The 18769-nt window shown below is 69.6% G+C and carries 17 protein-coding genes and 1 tRNA gene; 10 read left to right on the plus strand and 8 right to left on the minus strand.

Annotation, left to right across the window (positions count from 1 at the left end):
- Positions 1-78 precede the first annotated feature (78 nt).
- Both STVA_RS15565 and STVA_RS15570 read left to right on the plus strand, forming a co-directional pair.
- Entirely contained in the window at positions 79-2226 is a 2148-nt protein-coding gene (locus STVA_RS15565) for a hybrid sensor histidine kinase/response regulator (protein ID WP_142235784.1), read from the plus strand.
- Positions 2227-2429: 203 nt separating this feature from the next.
- The gene (locus STVA_RS15570; RefSeq protein WP_170216702.1) at positions 2430-3389 is read left to right on the plus strand and encodes an EAL domain-containing protein; all 960 of its coding nucleotides are present in this window, start codon (positions 2430-2432) and stop codon (positions 3387-3389) included.
- A 51-nt stretch (positions 3390-3440) separates the two neighbouring features.
- Here the strand turns inward: STVA_RS15570 and STVA_RS15575 are convergent, their stop codons facing one another.
- Positions 3441-5765 carry a penicillin acylase family protein gene (locus STVA_RS15575; RefSeq protein ID WP_123694830.1) on the minus strand — a complete coding sequence of 775 codons (2325 nt, stop codon included), beginning with the start codon at positions 5763-5765 and terminating at the stop codon, positions 3441-3443.
- Between the two features lie 116 nt (positions 5766-5881).
- The gene (locus STVA_RS15580) at positions 5882-6283 is read right to left on the minus strand and encodes a hypothetical protein (protein WP_123694832.1); all 402 of its coding nucleotides are present in this window, start codon (positions 6281-6283) and stop codon (positions 5882-5884) included.
- 132 nt (positions 6284-6415) lie between these two features.
- Here STVA_RS15580 and STVA_RS15585 point away from each other — a divergent pair, with 132 nt between their 5' ends.
- On the plus strand, positions 6416-6904 hold the full coding sequence (locus STVA_RS15585; RefSeq protein WP_142235785.1) for a hypothetical protein: 489 nt from the start codon (positions 6416-6418) through the stop codon (positions 6902-6904).
- A 59-nt stretch (positions 6905-6963) separates the two neighbouring features.
- The gene (locus STVA_RS15590; protein WP_123694836.1) at positions 6964-7188 is read left to right on the plus strand and encodes an antitoxin MazE family protein; all 225 of its coding nucleotides are present in this window, start codon (positions 6964-6966) and stop codon (positions 7186-7188) included.
- 89 nt (positions 7189-7277) lie between these two features.
- Here the strand turns inward: STVA_RS15590 and STVA_RS15595 are convergent.
- From STVA_RS15595 to gatC, 6 genes are all read right to left on the minus strand, one after another.
- Positions 7278-7370, minus strand: a tRNA-Ser gene (locus STVA_RS15595).
- Positions 7371-7491: 121 nt separating this feature from the next.
- Positions 7492-8112, minus strand: a complete 621-nt coding sequence (locus tag STVA_RS15600) for a glutathione S-transferase N-terminal domain-containing protein (RefSeq protein ID WP_123694838.1) — start codon at positions 8110-8112, stop codon at positions 7492-7494.
- A gap of 18 nt (positions 8113-8130) precedes the next feature.
- Complete coding sequence (locus STVA_RS15605; RefSeq protein WP_123694840.1) at positions 8131-8748, minus strand: glutathione S-transferase family protein; 618 nt, start codon at positions 8746-8748, stop codon at positions 8131-8133.
- 41 nt (positions 8749-8789) lie between these two features.
- Positions 8790-10241: an Asp-tRNA(Asn)/Glu-tRNA(Gln) amidotransferase subunit GatB gene (gene gatB / locus STVA_RS15610; RefSeq protein ID WP_123694842.1), complete on the minus strand. Its 1452-nt coding sequence runs from the start codon at positions 10239-10241 to the stop codon at positions 8790-8792.
- Positions 10238-11725 (minus strand): Asp-tRNA(Asn)/Glu-tRNA(Gln) amidotransferase subunit GatA, encoded by a 1488-nt coding sequence (gatA, locus tag STVA_RS15615; protein WP_123694845.1) that lies wholly within the window; start codon positions 11723-11725, stop codon positions 10238-10240. The genes gatB and gatA overlap by 4 nt, the downstream gene beginning before the upstream one ends.
- Entirely contained in the window at positions 11725-12012 is a 288-nt protein-coding gene (gene gatC, locus STVA_RS15620) for an Asp-tRNA(Asn)/Glu-tRNA(Gln) amidotransferase subunit GatC (protein ID WP_123694847.1), read from the minus strand. Before gatC ends, gatA begins: the two co-directional genes overlap by 1 nt.
- Before the next feature lie 130 nt (positions 12013-12142).
- Here gatC and ruvX point away from each other — a divergent pair, with 130 nt between their 5' ends.
- The 6 genes from ruvX to plsY all read left to right on the plus strand — a co-directional run bounded on the left by ruvX (position 12143) and on the right by plsY (position 18758).
- The gene (ruvX, locus tag STVA_RS15625; protein WP_123694849.1) at positions 12143-12628 is read left to right on the plus strand and encodes a Holliday junction resolvase RuvX; all 486 of its coding nucleotides are present in this window, start codon (positions 12143-12145) and stop codon (positions 12626-12628) included.
- 131 nt (positions 12629-12759) lie between these two features.
- A complete protein-coding gene (locus STVA_RS15630) occupies positions 12760-13914 on the plus strand; it encodes a succinylglutamate desuccinylase/aspartoacylase family protein (RefSeq protein WP_123694851.1) in 1155 nt (384 codons plus the stop codon).
- An 84-nt stretch (positions 13915-13998) separates the two neighbouring features.
- Positions 13999-14979 (plus strand): aspartate carbamoyltransferase catalytic subunit, encoded by a 981-nt coding sequence (locus STVA_RS15635; RefSeq protein ID WP_123694853.1) that lies wholly within the window; start codon positions 13999-14001, stop codon positions 14977-14979.
- Positions 14976-16268 (plus strand): dihydroorotase, encoded by a 1293-nt coding sequence (gene pyrC, locus STVA_RS15640; RefSeq protein ID WP_123694855.1) that lies wholly within the window; start codon positions 14976-14978, stop codon positions 16266-16268. Before STVA_RS15635 ends, pyrC begins: the two co-directional genes overlap by 4 nt.
- A 6-nt stretch (positions 16269-16274) precedes the next feature.
- Complete coding sequence (locus tag STVA_RS15645; RefSeq protein ID WP_123694857.1) at positions 16275-18134, plus strand: O-linked N-acetylglucosamine transferase family protein; 1860 nt, start codon at positions 16275-16277, stop codon at positions 18132-18134.
- Between the two features lie 3 nt (positions 18135-18137).
- Positions 18138-18758 carry a glycerol-3-phosphate 1-O-acyltransferase PlsY gene (gene plsY, locus STVA_RS15650; RefSeq protein ID WP_245978562.1) on the plus strand — a complete coding sequence of 207 codons (621 nt, stop codon included), beginning with the start codon at positions 18138-18140 and terminating at the stop codon, positions 18756-18758.
- Positions 18759-18769 lie beyond the last annotated feature (11 nt).

Consider the following 18769-nt stretch of genomic DNA (forward strand, 5'->3'; position numbering starts at 1 on the left):
AACGAGATATAGTCCGCTCGCAACAGGAGTATCGTCCATGCCCCCTGAACGGCCAGAGCAGCATAGTCCGGAGTCTTGGTGAACCGATTCGGCGGCGCCTGGAAGCTGCCGATCGGCCGGGTCGCGATCGCCGCCTGGATCATTGCCGGGCTTGCCTTCAGCAGCCTCGCCATTGTCCTGCAATTGCGCGATCGCACGGCAACGCTGGAGAATTATCGCGATCTGCGCGCCTACAGCGCCAACGCCGCCGCCGACGCGATGAACCGCATCTTCGGCACGATGGATATCGTCTTCTCGCAGGCCATCAGCGAGTGGGCCCGATCCGGCCGGCCGATCGAACAACTGTTCCTGTCGCTGGCCGACTCCGAGCGACGGATCAGCCGGGCGCTGCTGGCGATCGACAATTTCTCGATCATCGCCGCCAACGGCCGCATCATCCACAGCCTCAATCCCGGCGCCGTCGGCTCCGACGTCTCGGACCGGGAGTATTTCCGCATCCATGCGGAGACCGATCGCGGCATGTGGATCGGCGAGCCGCACAGCTCGCGCATCGTGCCGGGGCAGCGCCGGATGCCGGTCACCTGGCGGATCAGCGACGCTGCGGGCGGCTTTGCCGGGGTGCTGTGGGCCAGCCTGTCGCCCGACGTCCTGTCCGAGGTGCTGTACAACTACCGCGACACGGACGACAGCTTCGTGGCGCTGCTCTCGGTGGCGGGTGCCACCCTGGCGACCGATCGCGTCGGCCGCTACGTGGCGATTCCGGAGACCGTCGTCGGGCCGGCCACCGTCGACAGCCGGACGACGATCGTGCAGGACGCCACGATCGACGGAACGGTCGGCACCTGGCACCTGGCCGGGCGTCGCATCGGCGACAGTGGGCTGAAGGTGATCCTGGGCAGCACCGAGCAGCAGATGCTACAGGCGTGGGACACCCGCACCAGCACGATCATCGTGCTCATCCTGCTCGTCGTGCTGTTCCAGGGCGCCTTCGCGCTGGCCATCCTGCGGCTGGCCGCGGACGAGCGCCAGGCGACCCGCGCGGCCGAGACCGCGGCCGGCCGCGCGATGCAGGCCGACCTCAGCAAGACCGAGTTCCTGGCGGTCATGTCGCATGAGATCCGCACGCCGCTGACCGCCATCATCGGCATGTCGGAACTGCTGGAGGGGGCCGACCTGCGCCCCCTCGAACGCCGGCAGGTCCAGGCGATCCGAACCGGCGGGCGGCAGATGCTGTCGGTCGTCAACAACGTGCTGGACTTCACGCGGCTGGGTGCCGGCGGGATCGAACTGGAGACGATCGACTTCTCTCTGCCAGCCCTGCTGGAGGAAATCCGCACGACGATGGGAACGGCCGCGCAGGAACGTGGACTGGCACTGATGATCGCAAGCGAGAACGACGACCTGGCGGTCCTGCGCGGCGACCCGAACCGGATCCGCCAGATCCTGCTCAATCTCGTCGGCAACGCGATCAAGTTCACCGAGCGCGGGGGCATCTCGCTGACGGCCGAGCGCCTGGCCGAGGCGGCCCGGATCGGTGGAACCCAACGGCGCTTCGTACGCTTCATAGTGGAAGACACAGGCATCGGCATACCGGCCGACCGGTTCGACCGGCTGTTCCAGCCCTTCAGCCAGGCGGACACGTCGATGGCCCGCCGCTATGGCGGGTCCGGCCTGGGGCTGGCCATCTGCAAGCGGCTGGTCGATGCGATGGGCGGACGGATTTCCGTCGACTCCATTGTGGACGCCGGCACCCGCTTTCGCTTCGATATCCCGCTGGAAAACGGCAGCGCCGCCATCCAGGAGCCGACCACGGAGACAAGAGTGCAGGCCAGTTCGTTGAAACTGCTGGTGGCCGAAGATGTCGAGATCAATCGGGAACTGGTTCGCGCCATGCTGACCGCACGCGGCCACCGGGTGACGCTGGTGGGCGACGGCAGCGCGGCGGTGGCCGCGGTTCGCGCCGAGCGGTTCGATGCGGTGCTGATGGATGTGCAGATGCCGGTAATGGACGGGGTGGAGGCGACACGGCGCATTCGCGCCCTGCCCGGGCCCGAGCGCGACATCCCGATCGTGGCACTGACCGCCAATGTGCTGACGGGCGCGCACCAGTCCTATCTGGCGGCCGGCATGTCGGCCTGTGTCGACAAGCCGATCGCGTGGAACGTGCTGGAGCAGACCCTGATCCGTTTGGCCGGATCGCCGGCGGCGGCCGATCGACCGGCCTGATTTTTTCTTCCACCAGAAGCAACAAGCGCGGTGCGAAACGGGGGATAAGGGTTATGATCCCATCATTCGCGGCTATGATCTCGTCAACGGAGGGGGACGCGACCGAGATGCGGTGCGTGGAGTGTGAGCGTATCCGGGAGATTGTTCGCGATCACAATCGCGTATTCCTCTCTTTCCCGACGGCCTTCACTTACGAAAAGGCAATGGCCGGCATCGGCGAGGCGGCCCAGGCCTACAGTTCCGGCCCGGGCCCGCGCTGCATCACCTTCCAGGCGACCCCGGACGAACTGCGGCTGATCTGCGCCAGACTCAGCCGGCAACTCAGCTCCGAGGAGCGCCACCATTCCCGCGCCCTGGTTCTGCCCGCCGACGACGAGCCGACTCTCGGCCAGTATCTGGGCACCCTGTCGGTCGATCAGCTTGTCGCCGTCGTCGACGGCCTGCGCCTGGTGGAGCTGATCGAGAGCGACCGCCTGTTCTCGGCCCTGCAGCCGATCTTCCGCGCCGACCGCACGATGTTCGGCCATGAGGCATTGCTGCGCGGGCGCGAGCTCGATGGCACCATCATCCCGGCCGGACCGCTGTTCGCCGCCGCCGCCCAGACGGAACTCCTGTTCACGGTCGACCTGATCGCCCGCCGCCTGGCGCTCGAGACGGCGGCGCGCACCGGCAATGGCGTGATCTTCGTCAACTTCGATCCCGCCAGCATCTATGACCCGACCTATTGCCTGGCGGAGACCGTCGCTTTCGTGCGCGAGATCGGGCTGAAGCCGCACGACGTCATCTTCGAGGTGACGGAGAGCGGCGAGGTGCGCGACCGCGACCATCTGCGGCGCATCCTGCGCTTCTATCGCGATGCCGGGTTCCGGGTGGCGCTCGACGATGTCGGGGCCGGGTTTGCCGGGCTCAACATGCTGCTGGAAGTGCAGCCGGACGTGATCAAGATCGACATGGAACTGATCCGCGGCATCGACCGCGACCGCTACCGCCAGAGCGTCGTCGGCCACCTGATTGGCATCGCGCGCGACGTCGGCGCCATGTCCGTGGCCGAGGGCATCGAGACCGAGGCCGAGATGGACTGGGTCGTGAATGCCGGCGTCGACCTGCTGCAGGGCTTCTATCTCGGCCGGCCGTACATCCCGGAGCCCGTCCACCGGGCATAGCGCAACCGGGGCGGCCGATGGCCGCCCCGCTGTTCAAGTTTGGGCGCCGCCTCAAGCCGGCTCTATCACCGTCCGGCTTTCCAGGTCGGCCTCGATCGCCGCCCGGTCGAGATGGACGACGTGATAGCGCCCGGCCAGCCAGTCGGCGAACTGGTCGCGATAATGCGGGCTGCCGGGCACGCCGGAATTGCCGATGTTCTGCACCGCCAGGAACGAGGCGGGCGCCGCGAAATCGACGATGATGCGGTATTCCGCGCCCGAGCCCGCGCCATGCGGCGGCAACTCGCCGCCGGTGTTGCACACGGTGTGCGACCCGCCGGCGACCGGCGCCGGGCCGATGTCGAACGCCTCGGCATTGGCCGGGTTGGAGAGCGCATGGGACCAGTGGGCGAGGTGCACCCGCCCCCAGGTCCAGGTGGCCGGGTCGTCGCCCAGCCGCGCGCGCAGGGCTGCCATCGCATCCTTGGCCGCGGCCACGGCGGCGGGCCGAGTGCCGTCCGGAAAATACGCCATGGCCGGGTCGGCCAGCAGGGCCACGCCCAGGTTGGTCTGCTGCGAGGCGAGGTCGAGCAGCCGGCCGGGCACGTGCTGGCCCAGCACGCGGCGCTGCCAGTGGAACATGAAGGTCTCGAACACGGTCGGGGCCGCGCTGTCGAGCCCGTAGCGATAGTCCCAGCCGGCCAGCAGGGCCGCCAGCCCGCTTGCGTCGGCGTCCGCGCTGCCGGCCAGGGCTGCCAGGAGGTCGGGGCAAACGCGCTCGGCCCGCACGTTCTTGATGTCGTTCTGGAGCGCCGTGGTGGCCGCGTGGTCGGCGGTGCCGCCGGCAAACACCTGGTCGATGCGGATGCCGCGGTGCCCCTGCGAATAGGCGCCATAGATGGTGTGGGGATAGTCGGGCGGCACGATGCGCTGGTTTGCGCTGGCGACATAGCCGCGGGCCGGGTTGTAGCTGTGCGGCAGGCCGTCGAACGGCACATAGCCGGTCCAGCGGTCGTCGGCGCGGTCCGCGTCACGCAGGCCATAGGTGACACGCCCGCGCACCGGCACGCGGCCAGCCATCTGATAGCCGACATTGCCGGCGGCATCGGCATAGACGAAGTTGAAGACGGCGACCGACCAGTCGCGCAGCGCCGCGCGGAAGCCCTGCCAGTCCTTCGCCCGCGAAATGGCGAGGCTGGCGCGCAGGTCGTCCATGTGCTCGGCCCCGACCCAGCGCAGGGACAGGGGCGGCTCGCCGCCTTCGGCCAGGGCCGGGACGAGTGCGTTCACGATCGGCCCGCGCACGGTGGAGCGCACCGTCAGCCGGTGGGTGGGGCCGCCGCGGACAGCGATCTCGCAGCTCTGCTCGTCGAACGGGCGCCATACGTCGCCGTCGCGATAGTATGCCGGGTCGGTCGGATGGACCGTCTCGCGATAGAGGTCGCGGGTCGAGGCCATGTTGTTGGTCAGGCTCCAGGCGACCCGGCCATTGCTGCCCCACCACAGGCCGGGGAAGCCCGGATGGCCGCAGCCGGCGGCATCGTCCTCGGGCCCGTGCAGGCCGTATTCGTACCAGCTCGACGGGACCCAGAAGGGCTGGTGGGGGTCGCCCGCCAGCAGCGCCTTGCCGCCCGGCACCAGGCCGCCGGCCACCGCCCAGTTGTTGCTGCCGGTCTGGTCGTCGCTGCCGGCGGCGAGCGAGCCGCCATCGGGCAGGACCAGGCTTTCGGAGGCTTCCGGCGTCAGGTAGGCGGCCCGCGCCGCCTCGGGCAGGAAGCGGGCGGCCTCGGCCGCCATCAGCCGGTCGATGCGGCCGTTCAGGGACCACCAGATGCCACGGCCGATGGCCACGACGCAGCCGACCGTGAAGGGCTCCGGCGCGTAGCCCAGCAGGCGGAATTCCACGGGCAGCGCATCGCCATAGCGGGCGATCTGATAGTTGATACCGGACACGAAGGCAGCCGCGGTCGCGTAGGTGGCGCCATCCATCAGGGCCGGCTCGCGCTCGGCCATGCGCGGGATGCCGACGGTGCGGTGGGCGATGTCGGCCGCCAGGTATTTCGGCCCCAGGATCTCGGCCTGGCGGCCGAGCGCGCGGCGGCGCAGGCGGTCCATCTGCCACAGCCGGTCCTCGGCCATGGCCACGCCCAGCCCGAAATAGAGGTCGGCCGTGGTTCCCGCATGGATGTGCGGCACCCCGGCGCGGTCGCGCAGGATCTCCACCCGGCCGCCGACCGGCCCCGTCAGCACGGCATCGCCGATCGCCCCCTGCCCCGCCAGGAACGCGTCGCGCGCGGCGGCCAGCTCGGCGGCGGTGGCGCCGCTCGCGCGGCAGACATCCTCGATCGGCTCGGCCCCGGCCAGGGCGGCCAGCAGGGCGGACTGGGAAATGGTCATGGCGGTTCCGTGGAGTGGTGCGGGCGGGAAGGAAGCCGCAGGCTAGACCGTGCCGGCGCCCCTGTCATTCATCCCCGGCCCCACCCGGCCGCATGCGGGAAGCCAGCCCGCCACGACTACCAGCAGGGATCGTCCGTCCAGGGACCGGCGATCGCCAGCACATGGCGGACCGTCGTACCGATGGTGTTGACGACGTGCTGAACGACCGCCTTCTTGCAGGTCGGGGTGGCGCCCCGGAACCGCCGCAGGCAGTAGGCGCCGGCGGCCGAGTTCTGCGGGTTGTGCTGGAACCAGCGCTCGATATCCGGCGTCTCCATGTGGACGCCATAGACGTAGAAGGTCTCGTAGGTCTTCGCCTCGTCCGCCGACAGGTAATAGAGCGTCCCGTCGACGCACATCTCCTGCGCTAGCTTGCCGCCGAGTTCGGACCCGGACGGGCTCTGCGCCAGCGCCGGCCCGGCGGTGAGCGCAACGGCGGAGATGGCGAGTGCGGATAGGGCGATGGCGATCGATCTCATGGGTGGCTCCGGCGCCGATTGGTTGGGTCCAGGCCGATCATCTCACGCGCTCATCGCCTGGGCCAACCGGGATCGGCGGACAGGTCCGGCGATATTTCCACTTGCGGGCGTGCGGGGCGGGAGTCACCGTCTTTGCCCAAGGGACACTGGAAAGACGAGGTGCGTGTGCCCAATATGATTGGAAAGGTTGCCACGCGGGTCGTTGTTCTGGCGGCCTTGGCACCGGCCGTCGTCGCAACGGCGCACGCGGCCGAGCTCAACTTCACCTTCGCCAACCACCTGACGAGCGAGACGATCCGGGCCCGAATCTTCCACGCCGACCAGGGCCAGCAGGACGCCGGGATCGCGGCCGGCGGCCACTCGGTCATCTACAAGCCGTACACGATGGCCCAGGGCTCGAACCTGATGCTGGCTTACTTCCACAGCGAGAACGGGTTTGCGCAATACTGCCACTACGCTGTCAGCGTCGACTTCACCTGGTCGGACTGGGGGTGGCTGAAGCCGCAGACGGGGACGTATGCCTGCAGCATCATGCCCACCAGTTCGGCGCCCAACAAATGCCAGCACTCCAGCACCGCCACCGCGGGCGGATGCAATTTCAGCTTCATGGTGGAGCGGTAGAACCGAGGCCGGCACCACGCCAATGGCGAGGCCCATGTAACTCAACCGGAGAATGCGACATGGCTGCCGCGGCAGGTCCGAAGCCACCGCGCGTCAAGGTGCGGGAGGGCCATGCGCGCCTGCGCGAACAGGGGCTTCGCCCGATCCAGACAGGGGTGCCCGATGTCCATTCGCCGACCTTCCGGGCGGCCGCCCATAGCCAGTCGCTGGCCGTCGCCGACAGCGCCCACGCCGACGACGATAAGGCGTTCATCGACGCGGTATCGGATTGGGACGAGAATTGATAGCGAGCCCCTGGGGACGGGCCCAGCAAAGCCGCGCCGGCGGGCCGGCCAACTCATTGAATTCTATGAGTTTTCAGAGGCAGGAAAGTTGGCGGAGGGGATGGGATTCGAACCCACGATAGGACTTTAGATCCTATAACGGTTTAGCAAACCGCCGCCTTCAGCCACTCGGCCACCCCTCCACCCGAGAGTGGATCATACACGGCGTATGCAAGGCAGGTTCTAGCCGCCCACAGGCATGCCTGTCAACGAAAGGGGCCGCGATCTTGGGCGATCGCGGCCCGAATTCGTAGCGCGAGGCGTTCAGCCGGGGACGGCCATGCCCTTCTGCACCGCCGGGCGGGCGCCGACGGCGTCGTACCAGCGGCGGACGTTGGGGAATTCCGCCAGGTCGACGGCGTGCCATTCATGCCGCGCGGCCCAGGGATAGGTGATGATGTCGGCGATGGTGTACTCGGCGCCGGCCAGGTACTCGGCCTCGCCCAGGCGCTTGTCGATCACGCCATAGAGGCGCTTGGCCTCGTTGGTGTAGCGGTCGATGGCGTAGGGGATGGGCTCGGGTGCGGCGCGGCGGAAATGATGGGCCTGGCCCAGCATCGGGCCAAAGCCGCCCATCTGCCACATCACCCATTGCAGGGTGGTGTAGCGGGCGACCGGCTCGGCCGGATAGAACTTGCCCGTCTTGTCGGCCAGGTAGATCAGGATGGCGCCGGATTCGAAGAGCGACAGCGGCTTGCCGCCCGGCCCGTCCTGGTCGACGATGGCCGGGATGCGGTTGTTCGGGCTGATCGCCAGGAAATCGGGGGCGAACTGCTCGTTCTTGCCGATGTTGATCGGGTGCACCCGGTAGGGCAGCCCGACCTCCTCCAGCATGATGGAGACCTTGCGGCCGTTGGGCGTGGTCCAGGTATAGAGGTCGATCATCGTGCCTTGCCCCCTGCCCTATTGCGGCATCGGCATCAGGTCGGGCGCCGGCTTGGCGCCGGGCTGGCCGCCCATGCGCGCCACCCAGGCCTGGACCAGCGGCCAGCGCGCGAGGTCGAAGCCACCCTCGGCCGCATGGACCACCGTCGCATAGACCGAGATGTCGGCCACCGACGGCGTCTGCCCGCCCAGAAACGGCTGGCCCGCCAGGCCGGCTTCCAGGGTCTTCAGGGCGCCCTCGCCGCGCTCGACATAGTGGGCGACGAGCATCGGGTCGGCGTCCTGCATGAAGCGCTTGTAGAAGCGCGGGCGGGCGATGCCGGGCAGCAGTTGGTCGGCCTCCCACGACAGCCATTCCAGCGTCGTCCGCTGGCCGGCCGCGTCGCCGCCACCGAACTTGCCCAGCCGTTCGGCCAGATGCAGCAGGATCGCGTTCGACTGGCAGTAGGACTGCTCGCCATCGACCAGCACTGGCACCTGGCCGAAGCGGTTCATGGCCAGGAACTCGGGCTTCTTGTGCTCGCCCTGGCGCAGGTTGACGTACTTGAAGGTGAACGGCTCGCCCGCCATCGAGAGCATCAGGGCCACCTTGTAGGTCGGGAACGACAAGGGGCTGCCGTGGAGCGTCATCGCCATCGTTGCTGTCTCCTGCGAATAAGGAAGCGCGGGCGCCGGCCCTAGCCGGCCAGCTTGCGCTTCAGGATCTCGTTCACCAGGGCCGGGTTGGCCTTGCCCTGGGTCGCCTTCATCACCTGGCCGACGAAGAAGCCGAACAGCTTGTCCTTGCCCGAGCGATACTCGGCCACCTTGTCGGCGTTGGCCGCCATCACCTGGTCGATCGAGGCCTCGATCGAACCCGTGTCGGAGTCCTGCTTCAGGCCGCGTTCCTCGACGATGACGGCGGCGGGCTTGCCCGTCTCCCACATCGCCTCGAACACCTCCTTGGCGAGCCGGCCCGAGATGGTGCCGTCGCGGATGAGGTCGATCAGCCCGCCCAGCGCCTCGGCCGAGACCGGGCTTTCGGCGATCGGCTTGCCCGCCTTGTTGAGGAAGGCGAAGAAGTCGCCGGTCACCCAGTTGGCCGCCAGCTTGGGGTCGCGGCCGCGGGCGACGGCCTCGAAGAAGGCGGCATTCTCCTGCTCGCCCACCAGCACGCCGGCGTCATAGGGCGTCAGGCCGTATTCGGCGACGAAGCGCGCCTTCTTCGCATCCGGCAGCTCCGGCATGCCGGCCTTGATCTCGTCGACGAATTCCTGGGTCAGGATCAGCGGCAGCAGGTCCGGGTCGGGGAAGTAGCGATAGTCGTGCGCATGCTCCTTGGAGCGCATCGAGCGCGTCTCGCCCTTGCCGGAATCGAACAAGCGGGTTTCCTGGCGGATCGTGCCGCCATCCTCGATGATGGCGATCTGGCGCCGGGCCTCGTACTCGATCGACTGCATGACGAAGCGGATCGAGTTCACATTCTTGATCTCGCAGCGCGTGCCCAGTTCCTCGCCCGGGCGGCGGACGGAGACGTTGCAGTCGCACCGCATCGACCCCTCCTCCATGTTCCCGTCGCAGGTGCCGAGATAGCGCAGGATGGAGCGGAGCTTCTTCAGATAGGCGCCGGCCTCCTCGGAGGTGCGCATGTCGGGCTCGGACACGATCTCCATGAGGGCGACGCCCGACCGGTTGAGGTCGATGTAGGACATCGTCGGATGCTGGTCGTGCATGCTCTTGCCCGCGTCCTGCTCCAGGTGCAGGCGGGTGATCCCGACCGAGCGGCTGGCGCCGCCCGCGAGGTCGAGCACGATGGTGCCCTTGCCGACGATCGGCCGGGTGAACTGCGAGATCTGATAGCCGGCCGGCAGGTCGGCATAGAAATAGTTCTTCCGGTCGAAGACGGAGACGAGATTGATCTCGGCCTCCAGCCCCAGCCCGGTCAGCACCGCCTGGCGCACGCAGACCGCGTTGATGACCGGCAGCATGCCCGGCATGCCGGCATCGACGAACGAGACCTGGCTGTTCGGCTCGGCGCCGAACGCGGTCGCCGCCCCCGAGAAGAGCTTGGAATGGGAGACGACCTGGGCGTGGACCTCGAGGCCGATCACGACCTCCCAGGAACCCGTGCGTCCTTCGATGAGGCTCATGCTGCACCTCCGACGCTGGCGGGCTTGGCCGTGAAGCCGGCCGCGCGCTCGATGGCGTGGCCGACGCGCAGCACCGTTTCCTCGTCGAAGGCACGTCCCAGCACCTGCAGGCCGAGCGGCAGCCCCTCGGCCGACAGGCCGCCCGGCACCGACAGGCCGGGCAGGCCCGCCAGGTTGGCGGTCACCGTGAAGATGTCGTTCAGGTACATGGCGATCGGGTCGTCCATCTTGTCGCCCAGGCCGAAGGCGGCCGACGGCGCGGTCGGCGTCAGGATCGCGTCCACCTTCTCGAAGGCGTTGCGGAAATCCTCGACGATGCGGGCGCGCACGCGCTGGGCCTTCAGGTAGTAGGCATCGTAGTAGCCGGCCGACAGCACGTAGGTGCCGATCAGCACGCGGCGCTTCACCTCGGCCCCGAAGCCGGCGGCACGGGTGTTCTCGTACATCTCGTCCAGCGTCTGGCCGGGCACGCGCAGGCCGAAGCGCACGCCGTCATAGCGCGCCAGGTTGGACGAGGCTTCTGCCGGCGCGATGATGTAGTAGGTCGGCAGGGCATGGCGGGCATGCGGCAGGCTGATCTCGACCGGCTCGGCGCCGGCGTCCTTCAGCCAGGCGATCCCCTGCTGCCACAGGGCCTCGATCTCGGGCGGGGTGCCCTCGATGCGGTATTCCCGCGGGATGCCGATGCGCAGGCCGCGCACGCCCTGATCCAGCGCCTTCTCGAAGTCGGGCACGGGCAGGTCGACCGAGGTCGAATCCTTAGGGTCGTGGCCGGCCATCTGGCCCAGCAGGATCGCCGTGTCGCGCACCGTGCGGGCCATCGGCCCCGCCTGGTCGAGCGAGGAGGCAAACGCAACGATGCCCCAGCGCGAACAGCGGCCATAGGTCGGCTTGATACCGACGATGCCGCAGAACGACGCCGGCTGGCGGATCGAGCCGCCGGTATCGGTGCCGGTCGCCCCCAGCGCCATCCGCGCGGCCACGGCCGCGGCCGAGCCGCCGGACGAGCCGCCCGGCGTCAGCGGCCGGTTGTCGCCCTGGCGCCGCCAGGGGTTCTCCACCGCGCCGTGGTAGCTCGTCATGTTGGACGAGCCCATGGCGAACTCGTCCAGGTTGGCCTTGCCCAGCATGACCGCACCCGCCCGCCACAGGTTGGCGGTGACGGTCGATTCATAGGCTGGGCGGAAGCCGTCCAGGATGTGCGAGGCGGCCGTGGTCAGCACGCCCTCGGTGCAGAACAGGTCCTTGATGGCGAGCGGGATGCCCTCCAGCGGGCGGGCCTCGCCGGCGGCGATGCGCCGGTCGCTCTCGGCCGCCATCGCGCGGGCCTGATCGGGCGTCTCGGTGATGAAGGCATTCAGCGAACGGCCGGCTGCTACCGCCGCCACATGGGCATCGGCCAGCTCGGCCGCGGAGAACCGCTTAGCCGCCAGCCCGTCGCGGGCATCGGCCAGGGTAATGTCGGTCAGATCGGAAGCGTGCATCACTCCACCACCTTCGGCACCGCGAAGAAGCCGGGCACGGCCTCGGGTGCATTCCGCAGAATCTTCTCGGCCTGGCCGCCGTCGGTCACCCGGTCGGCCCGCCACGGCAGCACGGCATCGACGACCGACGAGACGGGCTCGACGCCGGCGGTATCGACGCTGTCCAATTGCTCGATCCATTGCAGGATCGTCGACAGCTCGCCGGCAAGCGCCGTCTTCTCGTCGTCCGTCACCTTGATGCGGGCAAGCCGCGCGATATGCGCGACGGTATCGGTATCGATGGCCATGGCCGGAGAGTCCTGGGGAAATAGGGCGGCGGAACCTACCAACCGCCCCCGCCCGGTGCAACCGATGGGCCAGCCGCACTTGCAAGGCCGGCTTGCAAGGACGGGCGGCGGCGGCGATGGTGCCGCCACCATGGCCATCGTCCAACTCGCCGAACTTGCCCCCCTGCGCGCCGGACCAGCCCGCCTGCTGGGTCTCGACGTCGGCACCAAGACGGTGGGCCTGGCCTTGTCCGATACCCGCCTCGTCATCGCCACGCCGATGGAGACGATCCGCCGCGCGAAGTTCCAGGAGGATGCGGCCCGCCTGGCCGACATCGTCCGCCGCCAGGGCGTGGGCGGGCTGGTCGTCGGCCTGCCGATCGGTATGGATGGCCGGGAGAACCCGCGCAGCCAGTCGGTCCGGGCCTTCGTGCGCAACCTGCTGGCCGTGATCGATCTGCCGGCGGCGATGTGGGACGAGCGGCTGTCGACGGCCGCCGTCGAGCGGGCGATGATCGCCGCCGACATGACCCGCAGCCGCCGGGCCGAGGCGATCGACCGGGCGGCCGCCGCCTACATCCTGCAAGGCGCGCTGGATGCGCTGGCGCACGTGCAGGCCAGCGCGCCCGAGGCTTGACGCACGCCGGCCCTCCCGCCATCAAATGGTTCCCGCCCGGCCGATTTCGGCCCCTGCATCCGGCTGCGTCCCGTCGCCGGCCCCCTGCCAACCGCCCCCTGCGAATCCCTCGACTGGGAAGGATCTGCCCGATGACCAGCCGCGCCACCCGTGTGCCCCTGCTTTCAAACAGCCCCGGCACCGAGCGTTTCCTCACCGTCTATCGCTTCGGCACGCCCGGCGCCCGGCCCAAGGCGTATCTGCAAGCGGCCATCCATGCCAACGAACTGCCAGGCGTGATGGCGCTGCACTACCTGCTGCCGATGCTGGACGCCGCCCAGAAGGCCGGCCAGATCAAGGGCGAGATCATCGTCGTGCCGACCGCCAACCCGGTCGGCCTGTCGCAGCACATGTTCGCCAACCATCTCGGCCGCTACGACTTCAACATTCTCGAGAACTACAACCGCAAGTATCTCGACATCGGCGACGCGATCGTGGCCCAGGTGAAGGACAAGCTCGGCCCGGACGAGGCTGCCAACACCGACCTGGTGCGCCGGGCGATGGTGGCCGCCGTCGAGGGACACCACGCCCCGAACGAGCCGCAGTTCCTGAAGAAGACGCTGATGGCGATGTCGGTCGATGCCGACTACGTGCTGGACCTGCATTGCGACGCGCACGCGGCGCTGCATCTCTTCGCCGGTGCCAGCCATGCCGACGCGGTGTCGGACCTGTCGGCGCAGATCGGAAGCCAGGCGACCACGGTCGGGCGGCCGGAATCGATCCCCCAGGTCATGAGCTTCAGCGCCTGCAACATCGCGCCCTGGCTGAAGCTGGCCCAGGCCTACCCGGACGCGGCCCTGCCCAAGACCTCGTTCTCGGTCACCATCGAGTATCGCGGCCAGGCCGACGTGTCGCACGAACTGGGCAAAGGCGACGGCACCGCGCTCTTCAAGTTCCTGCAGCGGCGCGGCGTGGTCGGCGGCGATCCCGGCCCGTTGCCGGCGCCGAAATGCAAGATCACCCCCGGCTGGGGCATGGATGTCGCCTATGCCCCCAAGGCCGGCATGCTGGTCTACCTCAAGGATCGCGGCGTCACCGTCCAGGAGGGCGAGGCGGTGTGCGAGATCATCGACCCGCTCGACCCCTTCTCGGACGATTGCAAGACCGTGATCAAGGCGGCGGCGACCGGCGTCCTGTTCAGCCGGCGGCGCGATGGCCAACTGGCCTTCCCGGGCCAGGTCGTCTTCCGCATGGCCTGCGAGAACGAGCTGCCGCACCGCATCGGCCGGCCCGGCACGGACGACTAGACCCGCCGCCCACGACGTGCAGCCGGGCAAGGCGGGGCAACCCGCCTTGCCCGGACTCGCATCCAGCCCCTATAGGACGGTTTTATGTCTTCGCTTGCGGCTTCGGCCAGCTATCCACACCGTCACCTGCTCGGCATTGAGGGCCTGTCGGCGGCGGAGATCACCCACCTGATCGACCGGTCGGAGCTGTTCGTCAGCCAGAATCAGGGCGCCGACAAGAAGGGCGGGTCGCTGCGCGGCCGCACGATCATCAACCTCTTCTTCGAGAATTCGACGCGCACCCGGACCTCGTTCGAGCTGGCCGGCAAGCGGCTGGGCGGCGACGTCATCAACATGTCGGTCGAATATTCGTCGATGAAGAAGGGCGAGACCCTGATCGACACGGCGATGACGCTGAACGCGATGAACCCGGACGTGCTGTGCGTCCGCCATCCCGAGAGCGGCGCCGTCAAGCTGCTGTCCGACAAGGTGAACTGCGCCGTCATCAATGCCGGCGACGGCACCCACGAGCACCCGACGCAGGCCCTTCTGGACGCGCTGACGATCCGCCGCCGCAAGGGCAGCCTGCGCGGCCTGGTGGTCGCCATCTGCGGCGACGTGCTGCACAGCCGGGTCGCGCGCTCCAACATCGCGCTCTTGAACACCATGGGCGCCCGCGTCCGCGTAGTGGCGCCGCGCACCCTGCTGCCGACGGCGATCGACCGGCTGGGGGTGGAGGTCTTCCACGACATGAAACGCGGCTTGGCCGACACCGACATCGTCATGATGCTGCGCCTGCAGACCGAGCGGATGGCCGGCAGCTTCGTGCCCTCGATCCGTGAGTACTACCACTTCTTCGGGCTCGACTACGCCAAGCTGGCGGTCGCCAAGCCCGACGCGCTGATCATGCATCCCGGCCCGATGAACCGCGGCGTGGAGATCGACAGCGAGGTCGCCGACGACATCGACCGCTCGCTGATCCGCCAGCAGGTCGAGATGGGGGTGGCCGTCCGCATGGCCTGCCTGGAGGTCCTGGCGGAGAATCTGACGACCCGCAACGCGGCTGCCGTGGAGGCCGGCCGATGACCCGGGTCGCGCTCGCCAACGCCCGCCTGTTCGACCCCGCCACCGGCCGCGACACGCCGGGCGGGCTGCTCATCGTCGACGGGCGCATCGCCGACCTGGGGCCCGCGCTCTTCGCCGACGGCGTGCCCGAGGGGGCGGAAGCGATCGACTGCGCCGGGCGGCTGCTGGTGCCGGGCCTGATCGACATGCGCGCGCAATTGCGCGAGCCCGGCAACGAGCACCAGGAGAACATGGCGACCGCCAGCCAGGCGGCCGTGGCCGGCGGCATCACCACCATCGTCTGCCTGCCCAACACCGATCCGGTGATCGACGACGTGGCCCTGGTGGAGTTCGTGCGCCGCCGCGGACGCGACATCGGCCTCGCCCATATCCATCCCTATGCCGCCGCCACCAAGGGCCTGGCGGGCAAGGAACTGACCGAGATGGGCCTGCTGGCGGAGGCGGGCGCGGTCGGCTTCACCGACGGCACGCGCGCCATCGCCAATGCCGGCATCATGCGGCGCGCGCTCAGCTATGCCCGCACCTTCGACCTGCTGCTGGTGCAGCACCCCGAGGAGCCGACCCTGTCGCACCCGGGCGGCATGAACGAGGGCGAGATCGCCACCCGGCTCGGCCTGCCCGGCATCCCGGCGATGGCCGAGGTGGTGCTGCTGGAACGCGACCTGCGCTTGGTCGAGTTGACCGGCGCGCGCTACCACGCCGCCCATCTGTCGACGGCGGGCGCGGTGGAGGCCATCCGCGATGCCAAGCGGCGCGGGCTGCCGGTCACTTGCGACACGGCCCCGCCCTACTTCGCGCTGAACGAGACGGCGGTCGGCGACTACCGCACCTTCGCCAAGCTGTCGCCGCCCTTGCGCAGCGACGGCGACCGGCGGGCGATCGTGGCCGGCATCGCCGACGGCACGATCGACGCCATCGCCAGCGACCACGCCCCGCACGACCAGGATTCCAAGCGCCTGCCCTTCAGCTCGGCCGCCAGCGGCATCATCGGGCTGGAGACGCTGCTGCCGCTGGTTCTGGAACTGGCCCACCAGGGCGACGTGCCGTTGGCCCGCGCGCTGGCGGCGGTCACCGCGGCACCGGCCGGCATCCTCGGGCTGGATTGCGGCCGCCTGGCCGTCGGCGCCCCGGCCGACCTGACGCTGATCGACCTCGACCGCCCCTGGCGCATCGCCGTCGACCGCTTCCGCTCCAAGTCCAAGAACTCGCCCTTCGACGGCCGGCCGGTGCAGGGGCGCGCGGCCATGACCATGCTGGGCGGCCGCGTCGTCCACCGCGTCGCGGACTGACGCGCCTTGGACGCGATCGCCGCCCCCTCGCCGGCCCCGCCTTCGCCGGCCGAGGCAGAGCGGCGGATTCTGGCGGGCGACCTGGCCGGTGCCGCAGCCCTGGTGCGAGCGGCGGCCGGCGAGACGGCCGAGAACCCGGGCTGGGCCCGGCTGCGCCTCGTGCTGCATCTCCTGGATGCCGGCCATGCCCCCGGCGCCTATGAGGGCCGGGTGCCCGACATCCTGCAACTGGTGCCGGCCGTCGACCTGCCGCCGCCGGACCTGCCGGCGCTGGCTTCGGCCGCCATCGTCGACGCCGACCATTTCGCGCGCACCGTCGAGGCCGAGCGGCGCATGGCCCTGGCCGCCGGACGACATGCCGAACAGCTCTTCGCCGCCGGCGACGCCCAGGCCGCGCATGACGTGCTGGAACAGGCACTGGCCGTGGTCGCCCCCCCGGTCGAGCTGTTCCGGCTGTTCGGCCGGGTGAACACGCGGCTGGGCCGGGCGTCCGACGCGCTCTTCGCCCACGAGCGCGCCGTCGACCTGGCGCCCGACGACCGCAGCGCCCGGATCGAACTCGGCCAGGCCATGCTGGCCGTCGAGGACCATGAGGGGGCTGCCGCCCTGCTGGGCAGTCTGGCGCTCGATCCTGTGGCAGACGCGGTGGCCTACTCCTGCTGGCTGGCCGCGCTGGCCCTAGGTGCCGGCGGCGCCGAGGCGCTGGTCCAGCCGACAGCAGAATTTCGGACCGCCGCCAGCCGGCGCATGAGCGCCCCCACGCCCCGCGGCCCGGCGCCACCGCGCCCGCGGGTCGGGTTCCTGTGGTCGCAGGGCCATCGCGGCGCCGGCTACTGGATGGCCGACCTGCTGCGCCATCGCGACCGCGACCGCTGGGGCGCCGTTCTCTATGGCGTCGGCCTGAAGAAGCGATTCCAGGCATCGGGCCTGCCGCCGCTGTTCGACCGCGTCGTCCTCTGCCACGACAAAGGGAACGCCGTCACGGCGCGCCAGATGGCCGCCGACGGCATCGACCTGCTGGTCAGCTTCGCCGCGCACGGCCATCCGGGCTTTCTGTCCGTGCTCGACCACCGCCCGGCCCGCGTCCATGTCGAATGGCTGGAGACCGGCTGGCCGAGCGGGCATCCGACGGTGTCGCACCTGCTGGCCGACCGCGAGCACTGCCCGCAGGGCCTGACGGACCCGCTGCCATGCCGCGTCGCCAGCTTTCCCGGCACCATGATCACCGGCGGGCCGGCCCTGGAAACCGCCGACCGCATCGGCCGCGAGCGCGAAGGCGGCGACGAACTGGCATTCGGCTGGTGCGGGCGGGCGGGGGCCATCAGCGAGGCCACGCTCGACGCGTGGGCCAAGATCGTCCAGCACGTCCCGGGCTCCACCTTGCGGCTGCGCCACGACGACTATCGCCTCGGTGCGGCGCGCGAGCGGATGACCATAGGCTGGTTGCGGCGCGGGATGGAGCCCAGGCGCCTCCTGATCGATTCGCTCGAGGAGGGCGAAAGCGAACTTGCACCTTGGCGCGCCATCGACATCGCGCTCGACAGCTTCCCGGCAGGCGACATCGCCGCCACCATCGACGCGCTGGCGATGGGCGTGCCGATCATCACCATGGACGGAGCGCGCTATGCCGGCCGCCACGCCGCATCGGCGATGCGGATGCTGGGGATGGGCCGCCTCGTGGCCCCGGACCCCGAGCAGTATATCCAGCATGCCCTGCGGCTGGCCGCCAATCGCGACCTGCTCCTGACCATGCGGGCTGAGATTCCGGACCGGATGCGGGCCTCGCCCCTGGCCGGCCACCCGACTCTGGCCCGCGCCTTCGAAAAAGCGGTAGACCTGCTGCTGGGCATCGCGCGAGGAGCATAGATCATGTCGGCGACCATGGTGGCGATCCTGGCCGGGCTGGGCGGGCTGTTGCTGGGCAGCATCCCGTTCGGCCTGCTGCTGACGCGCGCAGCCGGCCTGGGCGACATTCGCGCCATCGGCTCGGGCAACATCGGCGCCACCAACGTCCTGCGCACCGGGCGCAAGGACCTGGCGATCGCGACGCTGCTGCTGGATGGTGGCAAGGGCGCGCTGGCCGTCATCCTGGCCGCGCCGTTCGGCCCCACCGCAGCGGCCCTGGCCGCGGGCGGTGCCGTGCTGGGCCATATGTTCACCCCATGGCTCGCCTTCCAGGGCGGCAAGGGCATGGCGACCGCGATCGGCGTCAGCCTCGCCATGGCATGGCCGCTCGGCCTCGGCCTGATCCTGGTCTGGCTGCTGATGGCTGCCATCTTCCGTATCTCGTCGCTGGCGGCGCTCACCGCCTGCGTCGCGGCGCCCGTCATCTCGTGGCTGCTGGCGGACTTCCCCGGCCTGGCGCCCCATCCGGAGCGCACGCTGCTGATCGCCATCGTCGGCGTGCTCGTGATCCTGCGTCACCCCGACAATATCCGCCGCCTCCTGGCCGGCACCGAGCCGCGCATCGGCCGCTCCAACAAGGGCTGACGACCGGGCGC

It is taken from the genome of Stella humosa, assembly GCF_006738645.1.
In the GTDB taxonomy this organism is placed as follows: Bacteria; Pseudomonadota; Alphaproteobacteria; order ATCC43930; family Allostellaceae; genus Allostella; species Allostella humosa.

Bases quoted from the DNA above. Each gene is read 5' to 3' on its own strand.
- STVA_RS15570 (WP_170216702.1), top strand. From the start codon at position 2,430: ATGGCCGGCATCGGCGAGGCGGCCCAGGCCTACAGTTCCGGCCCGGGC.
- STVA_RS15575 (WP_123694830.1), bottom strand. From the start codon at position 5,765: ATGACCATTTCCCAGTCCGCCCTGCTGGCCGCCCTGGCCGGGGCCGAG.
- STVA_RS15580 (WP_123694832.1), bottom strand. From the start codon at position 6,283: ATGAGATCGATCGCCATCGCCCTATCCGCACTCGCCATCTCCGCCGTT.
- STVA_RS15590 (WP_123694836.1), top strand. From the start codon at position 6,964: ATGGCTGCCGCGGCAGGTCCGAAGCCACCGCGCGTCAAGGTGCGGGAG.
- STVA_RS15600 (WP_123694838.1), bottom strand. From the start codon at position 8,112: ATGATCGACCTCTATACCTGGACCACGCCCAACGGCCGCAAGGTCTCC.
- STVA_RS15605 (WP_123694840.1), bottom strand. From the start codon at position 8,748: ATGGCGATGACGCTCCACGGCAGCCCCTTGTCGTTCCCGACCTACAAG.
- gatB (WP_123694842.1), bottom strand. From the start codon at position 10,241: ATGAGCCTCATCGAAGGACGCACGGGTTCCTGGGAGGTCGTGATCGGC.
- gatA (WP_123694845.1), bottom strand. From the start codon at position 11,725: ATGCACGCTTCCGATCTGACCGACATTACCCTGGCCGATGCCCGCGAC.
- gatC (WP_123694847.1), bottom strand. From the start codon at position 12,012: ATGGCCATCGATACCGATACCGTCGCGCATATCGCGCGGCTTGCCCGC.
- ruvX (WP_123694849.1), top strand. From the start codon at position 12,143: ATGGCCATCGTCCAACTCGCCGAACTTGCCCCCCTGCGCGCCGGACCA.
- STVA_RS15630 (WP_123694851.1), top strand. From the start codon at position 12,760: ATGACCAGCCGCGCCACCCGTGTGCCCCTGCTTTCAAACAGCCCCGGC.
- STVA_RS15635 (WP_123694853.1), top strand. From the start codon at position 13,999: ATGTCTTCGCTTGCGGCTTCGGCCAGCTATCCACACCGTCACCTGCTC.
- pyrC (WP_123694855.1), top strand. From the start codon at position 14,976: ATGACCCGGGTCGCGCTCGCCAACGCCCGCCTGTTCGACCCCGCCACC.
- plsY (WP_245978562.1), top strand. From the start codon at position 18,138: ATGTCGGCGACCATGGTGGCGATCCTGGCCGGGCTGGGCGGGCTGTTG.